The organism is Mycobacterium kyorinense, assembly GCF_002101735.1.
Taxonomy (GTDB): Bacteria; Actinomycetota; Actinomycetes; order Mycobacteriales; family Mycobacteriaceae; genus Mycobacterium; species Mycobacterium kyorinense.
Map to the genome: position 1 here is coordinate 19,980 of NZ_LQPE01000113.1, position 10,503 is coordinate 30,482.

Genomic DNA, 10,503 nt, shown 5'->3' on the forward strand with positions numbered 1-10,503 from the left:
CTAACCAACGTGTGTTGTCACCCGACCGATAAGCTCGAGCTATGACCCAACCGACCGCGTGGGAGTACGCCACCGTCCCGCTGTTGACGCACGCCACCAAACAGATCCTCGACCAGTGGGGTGCCGACGGCTGGGAGCTGGTTTCGGTGCTGCCCGGTCCGACGGGTGAGCAACACGTCGCGTATCTGAAACGCCCGAAGTGAGCGCGGGGTCTGCCAAGGCCCGGCTTGCTGAGCTCGGCATCGAGCTCCCGGCAGTGGTGAAGCCGCTGGCCGCCTATGTGCCCGCGGTGCGCACCGGCAACCTGGTGTACACGGCGGGCCAGCTGCCGATGCAGGACGGCAAGCTGGCCGGCACCGGCAAGGTCGGTGCCGAGGTCACTCCCGAAGAGGGCAAGGCGCTGGCCCGAGTCTGCGCGCTCAACGCGCTGGCGGCGGTGGATTCGCTGCTGGGCATCGATGCGGTGACCCAGGTGGTCAAGGTGGTCGGTTTCGTCGCCTCCGCGCCCGGGTTCACCGGTCAGCCCGGCGTCGTCAACGGAGCATCGGAGGTGTTCGCCGAGGTGTTCGGGGATCGCGGCGCGCATGCTCGATCCGCGGTCGGCGTTGCCGAGTTGCCGCTCGGTGCACCGGTGGAAGTCGAGCTGGTGGTGGAGGTCGGCTGACGACTCAAGTGTTGGCTCACCCGGCCTACGGACAGCTGCGACCGGTCACCGACAGCGCATCGGTGCTGTTGGCCGATAACCCCGGCCTGATGACGCTCGAGGGCACCAACACCTGGGTGCTGCGCGGTCCGCGCAGCGACGAGGTGGTCATCGTCGACCCCGGACCCGACGACGACGAGCACATCGCCCGGGTCGCGGCCGTCGGCCGCGTCGCGCTGATCCTGATCAGCCACCGGCACGGCGACCACACCGACGGCATCGACAAACTCGTCGACGCGACCGGCGCGCCGGTGCGATCGGTGGGCAGCGGGTGGTTGCGCGGCCTCGGCGGACATCTGGTCGACGGCGAAGTGATCGAAGCGGCAGGGCTGACGATCCGCGTGCTGGCCACGCCCGGGCACACCGCCGACTCGGTGTCGTTCGTCCTCGACGACGCCGTGCTCACCGCGGACACCGTGCTGGGTCGCGGCACGACGGTGATCGACAAGGAAGACGGCAGCCTGGCCGACTATCTGGAGTCGCTGCAGCGGCTGCGCGGTCTGGGGCCGCGGCGGGTGCTGCCCGGCCACGGGCCGGACCTGGCCGACCTCGCGGCCGTCGCCACCGGCTACCTCGAGCACCGCGAGCAGCGGCTGGACCAGGTGCGCTCGGCGTTGCGCGATCTCGGCGACGACGCCACCGTGCGCCAAGTCGTCGAGCACGTCTATGTCGACGTCGACGAGAAGCTGTGGGGCGCCGCCGAGTGGTCGGTGCAGGCGCAGCTGGACTACTTGCGTCGTTGAGATCGCGTGTAGGGCTGTGAATCCGCCGGGATCGCGACCCTAGACGCAATCTCAGCGCGCGCGCCTGGCCAACCGTTCCGAGTCGGAGATCAGTACGCTCTTGCCCTCCAGGCGAATCCAGCCGCGGTGGGCGAAATCGGCCAGCGCCTTGTTGACGGTCTCCCGCGACGCGCCGACCAGCTGAGCGATCTCCTCCTGGGTCAGGTCGTGGGTGACCCGCATCGCGCCACCCTCCTGAGTGCCGAACCGCTGGGCCAGCTGCAGCAGCTGCTTGGCCACGCGTCCGGGCACGTCGGTGAAGATGAGGTCCGCCAGGTTGTTGTTGGTGCGGCGGAGCCGCCGGGCCAGCACCCGCAGTAGCTGCTCGGCGATTTCGGGACGGTCGGCAATCCAGGCGCGCAGCGCGTCGCGGTCCATCGAGACCGCCCGCACCTCGGTGATGGTGGTGGCGCTCGACGTCCGTGGCCCGGGGTCGAAAATCGACAATTCACCGAACATGTCGGACGGACCCATGATCGTCAGCAGGTTCTCCCTGCCGTCGGGGGAGCGCCGGCCGATTTTGACCTTGCCCGAAATGATGATGTACAGCCGGTCGCCCGGCTCCCCTTCCGCGAAAACGGTATGCCCGCGGGGGAAGTCGACGGGCTGTAGTTGTTTGGTCAGCGCGGCGACGGCGCTGGGTTCGACCCCCTGGAAGATTCCGGCCCTCGCCAGGATCTCGTCCACGTTGCCCCTTAGCTGCTTGAATATTGTGATGAGCGCTTGGCCCACCTATGTTTTGTGAGCTGAGTCTAAAGGTAGGCCGTTAACCCAACGTGCCAACGCTACACACGATTGGCGTGCCGAGGCGGCCCAAACTGCCGATTCGTCCGGGAATGCCGGTGCCGCGGCCTTGCCAACCCCGATGGTTTGACGGGCGGCATGGGCTCGTCGATCGCGTACTCGGCGCGGCGGCGATGCAGGCAGTCCAGCGCCTCGGGCATGCCTTCGCGGGCCAGCGTGTTCATGTCCGCGGCCTCGGCCTGTTCGAAAAACTCCGCGACGTCGCGCGCGGTGAGGGTGTCGTCGACCAAACCGGCTTCGAGGCGGCTGAGCCCGAACGTCGCCAACATCAGCAACCCCGGAATAAACGCCACCAGCAGCCACGACACAAGGAGGAAGTAAACACGGCCAAGGTCTCAGCGAGATTACAAATTAGTACTCTGTCGGACGTGACAACGGGCAAGGCCGAGGCCACCGTGTCCCGCCGTTGGTCTGACGAGACCCGCCTCGGGTTGGTGCGACGAGCTCGCCGAATGAATCGCAAACTGGCACAAGCGTTTCCGCATGTCTACTGCGAACTGGACTTCACCAATCCGCTGGAGCTGACGGTGGCCACCATCCTGTCGGCGCAAAGCACCGACAAGCGGGTCAACCTCACCACCCCGGCGCTGTTCGCCCGCTATCGCAGCGCGCTGGACTACGCGCAGGCCAACCGCGAAGAACTGGAAAACCTCATCCGCCCCACCGGTTTCTACCGCAACAAGGCGACGTCGTTGATCGGTCTGGGGCAGGCACTGGTTGAGCGGTTCGACGGCGAGGTGCCGTCGACCATGGACGAGCTGGTGACGCTGCCCGGCGTGGGACGCAAGACCGCCAACGTCATTCTCGGCAACGCGTTCGGCGTCCCGGGGATCACCGTCGACACGCACTTCAAGCGGCTGGTTCGGCGGTGGCAATGGACGACCGAGGACGACCCGGTGAAGATCGAGCACGCCGTCGGCGAGCTCATCGAACGCGCAGAGTGGACCGATCTGAGCCACCGGGTGATCTTTCACGGCCGCCGGGTCTGTCACGCCCGCAAACCGGCGTGCGGCGTGTGCGTGCTGGCCAAGGACTGCCCGTCGTTCGGGACCGGGCCGACCGACCCGCTGATCGCCGCGCCGCTGGTGCAAGGCCCCGAAAAAGAGCACCTGCTGGCGCTGGCCGGCTTGTAGACCGCCGGCCATGAGCGCCCGTACCGGTTGGACCATCGCGATCCTGGTCGTGGTCGCGGCCTTGCTGGGGGCGCTGCTGGTCGAGCTGCGCGACACCTATCACTTGTCGACGCCGCCGTCGGCGAGCGGGCCCGGCCGCGAACACCGCGACGCCGACACCCCCGAGGCGCTGGCCGGACCGCGCCAGCGCGCCGACTTGCCGCCCTGCCCGGCCGCCGGCCCGAGCGCCGGACCGCCGGCGCTGCGCGGCATCACGGCGGAATGTGCGGCCGACGGCTCGACGGTCGAGGTGGCCCGCGCGCTGGCCGGGCGCCGGGTCCTGCTCAACATGTGGGCTTACTGGTGCAAACCGTGCAAGGCCGAATTACCGGCGATGGCCGAGTATCAGCGCCGCGCCGGATCGGCCGTGACGGTGGTGACCGTGCACCAGGACGAGAACGAGACGGCGGGGCTGCTGCAGCTGGCCCAACTGGGTGTCCGGTTGCCGACTTTCCAGGACGGTCGGCGGCGGATCGCGGCCGCGTTGCGGGTACCCAATGTGATGCCCGCGACAGTCGTGCTGGCGCCGGACGGTAGCGTTGCGCAGACCCTGCCGCGGACGTTCGCCACCGCCGACGAGATCGCGGCCGCGGTTTCAGGCCAGAGGTGAGACCAGGGAGGGCCGGTTGAGCGCTGCGGTTCCGCTGACCCCGGAGCTCGGGCCGTCCTGGCTGCGCCCACTGGTCGACAACGTCGACCACGTGCCGGCCGCCTTTCGCCGCCGGCTGCCCCCCGACGTGCTGGCGATGGTGACCGCCGCCAAGGCCGCGGCGTCGGTGCGCCGCAACGGCCGCGACGCCGCGGTGCTGGTGCTGTTCTCCGGGCCGGAGTCCGCTCCGCCCGACGGCGGTGTTCCCGACGACGCCGACCTGCTGGTCACCGTGCGGGCCTCCACCTTGCGCCACCACGCCGGACAGGCGGCGTTCCCCGGCGGCGCATGCGATCCCGGTGACGACGGACCGGTGGCCACCGCCCTGCGGGAGGCCCGCGAAGAGACCGGCATCGACGTGGGCCGGCTGCATCCGCTGGCGACCATGGAGCGAACGTTCATCGCGCCGTCGGGTTTTCACGTGGTCCCGGTGCTCGCGTATTCACCCGATCCCGGGCCGGTGGCCGTCGTCGACGAGGCGGAGACGGCGATCGTTGCGCGGGTTCCGGTGCGCGCCTTCATCAATCCCGCGAACCGGCTGATGGTGTATCGCCGGGCTCACGGCCGGCGTTGGGCCGGCCCGGCTTTCCTGTTGAATGAGATGCTGGTGTGGGGTTTCACTGGCCAGGTTATTTCCGCGATGCTCGACGTCGCGGGCTGGGCGCAGCCATGGGACACCACCGACGTCCGCGAACTCGACGAAGCCATGGCTCTGGTCGGCGATGAGGGTGGTGCACGATGACCCCGTCACAGTGGTTGGACATCGCGGTGCTCGCGGTCGCCTTCATCGCGGCGATATCCGGTTGGCGCTCAGGCGCATTGGGCTCGCTGCTGTCGTTCGTCGGGGTCCTGCTCGGCGCCGTCGCCGGAGTGCTGCTGGCGCCGCACATCGTCACCCACATCACCGCCCCACGCGCGAAGCTGTTCGCGGCGCTGTTTTTGATCCTGGGGTTGGTCGTCATCGGTGAGGTCGCCGGCGTCGTGCTGGGCCGGGCGGTGCGCGGCGCGATCCGCAGCCGCATCATCCGGTTCTTCGACTCGCTCATCGGGGTGGCGGTGCAGATGGTGGTGGTGCTGATCGCAGCGTGGCTGCTGGCGACGCCACTGACGTCGTCGTCCGGGCAGCCCAATCTGGCTGCGGCGGTGCGCGGTTCGCGGGTGCTGGCCGAGGTCAACCAGGTCGCCCCGCCCTGGCTCAAAACGGTGCCCAAACGGTTGTCGTCGCTGCTGGACACCTCGGGTCTGCCGCAGGTGCTGGAACCGTTCAGCCGCACGCCCGTCGCCGCGGTGGCCACACCCGATGCCGGGCTGGCCGACAACCCTGTCGTGGCGGCCACCCAGCCCAGCGTGGTCAAGATCCGCGCGATCGCGCCCAGCTGCCAGAAAGTGTTGGAAGGCAGCGGGTTTGTACTTTCCCCCGACCGGGTGATGACCAACGCGCACGTGGTGGCCGGCGCCAACAACGTCACGGTCGAGGCCGGCGGCAACCCCTACGACGCGACGGTGGTGTCCTACGACCCATCCGTCGACATCGCCATTCTGGCGGTCCCGAACCTGCCGCCGCCGCCGCTGGCTTTCGCCGACGGCGCCGTCAAGGGCGGGACCGACGCGTTGGTGCTGGGCTATCCCGGCGGCGGCGGCTTCGTCGCGACGCCGGCGCGGGTGCGGGAAATCATCGAGCTGTCAGGCCCCGACATCTACCGCGACGCCACCGTCAACCGCGAGGTGTACACCATCAGAGCCACTGTGGAGCAAGGCAATTCGGGTGGCCCGCTGATCGACCTGAACGGCAAGGTGCTCGGCGTGGTGTTCGGCGCGGCGGTCGACGACAACGACACTGGTTTTGTGCTGACCGCCAAAGAAGTGGCCAGTCAGCTGGCCAAGATCGGCGACACCGCGCCGGTGGCCACCGGCGCCTGCGTCAGCTGAGTTCGGGCCCGTACACCTGCCCGAAGAACCGTGCCAGGTGGCTGTTGACTTCCTGTGGCGCCTCTTCGTGGCTGAAATGCCCTGCGCCGGAGACCGTTAGGTAATGACCGTGCGGTGCGTAGCGTCGGGTGCGTTCGACCGGGTCGGCCAGCACGTAGGGATCGGCGTCACCGCGGACGTGCAGCAGCGGCAGGCCGATGTGCCGCTTCATGGACCTCATGAACCGCCGGCCCTCGTCGCGCAGCTGGCTGCGCACCGCCCAGCGCTGGTACTCCAGCGCGGAATGCGCCGCCGACGGAATCTGGATGGCCTGCCGCAGATGTCCGATGGTTTCGGAAAAGTCTTCGGATGCAACCCATTTGGCGCTGGCACGGCTGCGCACCAGCCGTTCGACCTCGTCGCCGTCGTGCCGGGTCAGCGAGCGCTCCGGCCAGATCGGCACCTGATAACGCAGCAGCGACGGCAACAGCGCACTCGCCTGGTCGCGGCGTGTCAACGCCGAAGCACGCAAGGCCGCGGGATGCGGCGAGCTGACCACCGCGATCGCGCGGACCAGCCGGGAGTGCAGCACCGACGTGGCCCAGCAGACCAGCCCGCCGTCGGCGTGGCCGACCAGGGTCGCCGACGAATGCCCGAGCGCGCGGATCAGTCCGGCGGTGTCGCCGGCGAGGGTCCAGCCGTCGTACCCACGGGGCGGTTTGTCGCTGCCGCCGTACCCGCGCAGGTCCACGGCTACCGCGCGCACACCGGTCAGGCCGCGCAGCTGGTGGCGCCACGACCACCAGAACGAGGCGAAGCCGTGCAGCATGATCACCAGTGGGCGGGCCGTCGGCGGCGCGCCCTCATCCTGGCCGGATGGCGCCGCCTCGACGACGTGGAACCGAATACCGTTGGCGTGTATATCCAGATGGCGCCATGGCCCGTCGATACGGGTCACCGACGGGTCTGGTGGCGCCATTTACCAGCCCGAGGGGTCAGCGGGTGTTCCGCCGGTGCCGAGCGCCTGCTGGCCGGCCTTGTCGTGACCCGGGGTGAAGGCGGTGCGGGTCTCCTTGACCGATGCGATGGTTTGGCGCGGTCCGCGGATGCGGCGGACCTTCAAGAATCCGAACAGCGCCAGCACCGCGGTGAACACCACCATGATCCCGAACACGATCAGGAACGCGACCCAGCGCCACAGCCAGGTGTCGAGCAACTCGGCGAGGAAGAAGAAGAAAAAGAAGGTCGAGTAGAACAGCACGACCAGCGCCGAGATGAAAAAGACGCTGCCGGTCAGCCCCTTCTTGACGTCGCGGGTGATCTCGGCACGGGCCAGTTCCACTTCCGCGCGCACCAGCGTCGACATCTGGGCCGTGGCGTCCTTGACCAGGTCGCCGATCGACGGTTCGACGGGCAGCGCATGCGGGTCGGTCAACGGGATGGTGGTCAGCGTGCTGGGCACGCCGTTGCCGGCCTTCTTGCGATCGGGCTTGCTCACAGACGGTCCTCCCGGCTGAACCTGATTGGCTGTCGTCGCGGTTCATGTTGCCATGGGCACCGGCGCCAGACGAGGCCAACCGAGGACCGGCGGTCACGCTAGACTGACCCAGCCGGGTCTCATGGCCGGAGTCGTTGACGGGAGTAACTCTTTGCAGACCACGCACTGCCGGCTGTTCCGTGTTGCTGCGGCATTAGTGATGGCCTCGCTGGTTGCCGTCGCTGGTGTGCGCACTGCCGCGGCCGACGACAGGGTTCCGATGGGCGGCGGCGCGGGCATCGTCATCGACGGCGACACCATGTGCACGCTGACCAGCATCGGCAACGACAACACCGGCGCGCTGGTCGGCTTCACGTCGGCGCACTGCGGCGGCCCGGGCGCTTCGGTGGCCGCCGAGGCGGCGCAGAACCGCGGCGCCATCGGCACGATGGTGGCCGGCAACGACAGCCTCGACTACGCGGTGATCCGCTTCGACCCGGCCAAGGTGACGCCGGTGCCCAACTTCGACGGCTTCGCGATCGACGGCATCGGCCCGGACCCGGGCGCCGGCCAGATCGCCTGTAAGCAGGGCCGCACCACCGGCAACTCGTGCGGTGTCGTCTTCGGGCCGGGCCAGGATCCGGGCACCCTCGTCATGCAGGTGTGCGGGCAGCAGGGCGACTCGGGTGCGCCAGTCGTCGTCGACAATCTGCTGGTCGGGATGATCCACGGCGCGTTCAGCGAGAACCTGCCGACCTGCGTCATCAAATACATCCCGCTGCACACCCCGGCGACGGTGGTGTCGATCAACGCGGTGCTCGCCGACCTTGCCGCCAAGGGCCGCCCGGGCGCCGGGTTCGTCCCGGTGTCGGCCAATCCGGCCACTTAGCGGCGATCGCAAGCGCGCCAAGGTCGGCTGAGGACCGTCGCCGAGGGGGAGTGGCGTAGCTAGCTATTTGGCCGCCCGGATCGCGTCGAACACGCCCGGGTCCAACAGCGTCGACGTGTCGCCCAGTTCCCGGTTTTCGGCGATGTCGCGCAGCAGCCGGCGCATGATCTTGCCGCTGCGGGTCTTCGGCAGCTCGGGCACCACGTGCAGCTCGCGCGGCCGGGCGATCGGCGAGATCTCCTTGGCGACGTGCCCGCGCAGCTCGTCGATGATCTCCTCGCCGAGGGTCTCCGGCTGATCGGCCTGCAGCACGACGAACGCGCAGATCGCCTGACCGGTGGTCTCGTCGGTGGCGCCGACGACCGCGGCCTCGGCCACCCCGGAGTGCCCGACCAGCGCGGACTCCACCTCGGCGGTGGAGATCCGGTGCCCGGACACGTTCATCACGTCGTCGATGCGGCCGACCACCCAGATGTCGCCGTCGGCGTCGTAGCGGGCGCTGTCACCGGCGAAATACCAGCCCTGCCCGGCGAACTTGGACCAGTACGTCTCGCGGTAGCGGTCCGGGTCGCCCCAAATCCCGCGCAACATGGCCGGCCAGGGCTGGTCGATCACAAGGTAGCCGGTGGCGTCGACGCCCGGCGTGAGCTGGTTGCCGTCGTCGTCGACGATCTTGGCGGAGATGCCGGGCAGCGGCGTCATCGCCGAACCCGGTTTGGCGGCGGCCACACCCGGCAGCGGCGAGATCATCGCGGCGCCGGTCTCGGTCTGCCACCAGGTGTCCACCACCGGAGTCTTGCCCGCGCCGAGCACATCGCGGTACCAGCGCCAAGCCTGCGGGTTGATCGGCTCGCCGACCGATCCCAGCAGCCGCAGGCTGGACAGGTCGTGGGCGTCGGGAATCTGCCGGCCCCACTTCATGAACGTCCGGATCAACGTGGGCGCCGCGTAATAGATTGTCGCCCTGTACTTTTCGATGACCTCGAAATGCCGGTGCTCGGTAGGGGAGGCCGGCGTGCCTTCGTAAATGATCTGCGTGACGCCGTTGGACAGCGGACCGTAGACGCTGTAGGTGTGTCCCGTGACCCAGCCGATGTCGGCGGTGCACCAGAACACGTCGGTCTCCGGCTTGACGTCGAAGATGCTGTAGTGGGTGAACGACGACTGGGTGAGAAACCCGCCGCTGGTGTGCATGATGCCCTTGGGCTTGCCGGTGGTGCCCGATGTGTACAGCAAAAACAGCGGATGTTCGGCGTCGAAGGCTACCGGGGTGTGTTCGGCCGGAGCGTGGTCGACGACGTCGTGCCACCACAGGTCGCGGCCGTCCGTCCACGGCACGTCGATGCCGGTGCGCCGGACCACCAGCACGTGCTCGATGGGGCTGTCGTTGCCGACCGCCTCGTCGGCGGCCTCCTTCAGGGGCATGGGCTTTCCGCGGCGGAACTGCCCGTCGGCGGTGATCAGCAATTTGGCCTCGGCGTCGGCGATTCGCGCGCGCAGCGCCTTGGCGGTGAAACCGGCGAACACCACGCTGTGCATGACACCCAGCCGCGCGCAGGCCAGCATTGCGACGATGGCCTCCGGGATCATCGGCATATAGATGGCGACTCGGTCGCCTGCCACCAGCCCGAGGCGGCTCAGTGCGTTGGCGGCCTTGCATACCTCGGTCTGCAGGTCGGCGTAGGTCAGGACGCGGCTTTCGTCAACCGGCTCGCCCTCCCAGTAGATGGCGGTGCGGTCGCCATGGCCGGCCTCGACGTAACGGTCCACGCAGTTGTAAGCGACGTTGAGCTTGCCGCCGACAAACCACTTTGCGAAAGGGGACTCCGACCAGTCCAGCACCTGCTCGAACGGCGTCGCCCACGCCAGCCGCTCGGCCTGCTTGGCCCAGAACGCCAGCCGGTCCTGCTCGGCCTCGCGGTATGCGTTTTTGCTGACGTTCGCCTGCTGTGCGAACTCCGGTGGCGGCGGATACGACGACGGCGCTTCGGTCACGGGTTGAAGCCTAGCTAAGCTGATCGCTCGCACCACCCATCACCCGACCTGAAAAAGTCGGCGCGTTGATCTGCGATGTGAGGGTGCTGAACAGGGAAGATGGCCTCAAGCCCTTGTGCGAGAA

At 68.5% G+C, this 10,503-nt stretch carries 13 protein-coding genes; 8 read left to right on the plus strand and 5 right to left on the minus strand.

Annotated elements, in window-relative coordinates:
* Nucleotides 1-41 precede the first annotated feature (41 nt).
* From sp36 to AWC14_RS13710, 3 genes are read left to right on the plus strand one after another with little or no spacing between them, the layout of a single operon-like run.
* A complete protein-coding gene (gene sp36 / locus AWC14_RS28225; RefSeq protein WP_099539648.1) occupies nucleotides 42-203 on the plus strand; it encodes a Sp36 family protein in 162 nt (53 codons plus the stop codon).
* A complete protein-coding gene (locus AWC14_RS13705) occupies nucleotides 200-664 on the plus strand; it encodes a RidA family protein (protein ID WP_045384737.1) in 465 nt (154 codons plus the stop codon). Before sp36 ends, AWC14_RS13705 begins: the two co-directional genes overlap by 4 nt.
* Complete coding sequence (locus AWC14_RS13710) at nucleotides 661-1,446, plus strand: MBL fold metallo-hydrolase (protein WP_045384739.1); 786 nt, start codon at nucleotides 661-663, stop codon at nucleotides 1,444-1,446. The genes AWC14_RS13705 and AWC14_RS13710 overlap by 4 nt, the downstream gene beginning before the upstream one ends.
* A 51-nt stretch (nucleotides 1,447-1,497) precedes the next feature.
* Here the strand turns inward: AWC14_RS13710 and crp are convergent, their stop codons facing one another.
* Complete coding sequence (crp, locus tag AWC14_RS13715) at nucleotides 1,498-2,172, minus strand: cAMP-activated global transcriptional regulator CRP (RefSeq protein ID WP_023368605.1); 675 nt, start codon at nucleotides 2,170-2,172, stop codon at nucleotides 1,498-1,500.
* A gap of 98 nt (nucleotides 2,173-2,270) precedes the next feature.
* Nucleotides 2,271-2,558: a hypothetical protein gene (locus tag AWC14_RS13720; protein WP_081968350.1), complete on the minus strand. Its 288-nt coding sequence runs from the start codon at nucleotides 2,556-2,558 to the stop codon at nucleotides 2,271-2,273.
* Between the two features lie 126 nt (nucleotides 2,559-2,684).
* Between AWC14_RS13720 and nth the strand changes: the two genes are divergently transcribed.
* The 4 genes from nth to marP are packed head-to-tail and all read left to right on the plus strand — an operon-like array spanning nucleotide 2,685 to nucleotide 6,039.
* Entirely contained in the window at nucleotides 2,685-3,422 is a 738-nt protein-coding gene (gene nth / locus AWC14_RS13725; RefSeq protein ID WP_142281692.1) for an endonuclease III, read from the plus strand.
* 10 nt (nucleotides 3,423-3,432) lie between these two features.
* On the plus strand, nucleotides 3,433-4,071 hold the full coding sequence (locus tag AWC14_RS13730) for a TlpA family protein disulfide reductase (RefSeq protein ID WP_045384743.1): 639 nt from the start codon (nucleotides 3,433-3,435) through the stop codon (nucleotides 4,069-4,071).
* A 16-nt stretch (nucleotides 4,072-4,087) separates the two neighbouring features.
* Nucleotides 4,088-4,852: an NUDIX hydrolase gene (locus tag AWC14_RS13735; protein ID WP_045384745.1), complete on the plus strand. Its 765-nt coding sequence runs from the start codon at nucleotides 4,088-4,090 to the stop codon at nucleotides 4,850-4,852.
* Complete coding sequence (gene marP, locus AWC14_RS13740) at nucleotides 4,849-6,039, plus strand: acid resistance serine protease MarP (protein WP_045384746.1); 1,191 nt, start codon at nucleotides 4,849-4,851, stop codon at nucleotides 6,037-6,039. Before AWC14_RS13735 ends, marP begins: the two co-directional genes overlap by 4 nt.
* Here the strand turns inward: marP and AWC14_RS13745 are convergent.
* On the minus strand, nucleotides 6,032-6,997 hold the full coding sequence (locus AWC14_RS13745; protein WP_045384747.1) for an alpha/beta fold hydrolase: 966 nt from the start codon (nucleotides 6,995-6,997) through the stop codon (nucleotides 6,032-6,034). The genes marP and AWC14_RS13745 overlap by 8 nt on opposite strands.
* Nucleotides 6,998-7,516, minus strand: a complete 519-nt coding sequence (locus AWC14_RS13750) for a phage holin family protein (protein ID WP_045384748.1) — start codon at nucleotides 7,514-7,516, stop codon at nucleotides 6,998-7,000.
* A 151-nt stretch (nucleotides 7,517-7,667) separates the two neighbouring features.
* Here AWC14_RS13750 and AWC14_RS13755 point away from each other — a divergent pair, with 151 nt between their 5' ends.
* Nucleotides 7,668-8,384 (plus strand): S1 family peptidase, encoded by a 717-nt coding sequence (locus AWC14_RS13755; RefSeq protein WP_193393867.1) that lies wholly within the window; start codon nucleotides 7,668-7,670, stop codon nucleotides 8,382-8,384.
* 63 nt (nucleotides 8,385-8,447) lie between these two features.
* Here the strand turns inward: AWC14_RS13755 and acs are convergent, their stop codons facing one another.
* Nucleotides 8,448-10,379 carry an acetate--CoA ligase gene (gene acs / locus AWC14_RS13760; protein ID WP_162267231.1) on the minus strand — a complete coding sequence of 644 codons (1,932 nt, stop codon included), beginning with the start codon at nucleotides 10,377-10,379 and terminating at the stop codon, nucleotides 8,448-8,450.
* Nucleotides 10,380-10,503 lie beyond the last annotated feature (124 nt).

What these genes read in the sequence shown, in the direction of transcription:
- sp36 (WP_099539648.1), top strand. Translation starts at nt 42, where the DNA reads ATGACCCAACCGACCGCGTGGGAGTACGCCACCGTCCCGCTGTTGACG.
- AWC14_RS13720 (WP_081968350.1), bottom strand. Translation starts at nt 2,558, where the DNA reads ATGTTGGCGACGTTCGGGCTCAGCCGCCTCGAAGCCGGTTTGGTCGAC.
- AWC14_RS13730 (WP_045384743.1), top strand. Translation starts at nt 3,433, where the DNA reads ATGAGCGCCCGTACCGGTTGGACCATCGCGATCCTGGTCGTGGTCGCG.
- marP (WP_045384746.1), top strand. Translation starts at nt 4,849, where the DNA reads ATGACCCCGTCACAGTGGTTGGACATCGCGGTGCTCGCGGTCGCCTTC.
- AWC14_RS13745 (WP_045384747.1), bottom strand. Translation starts at nt 6,997, where the DNA reads ATGGCGCCACCAGACCCGTCGGTGACCCGTATCGACGGGCCATGGCGC.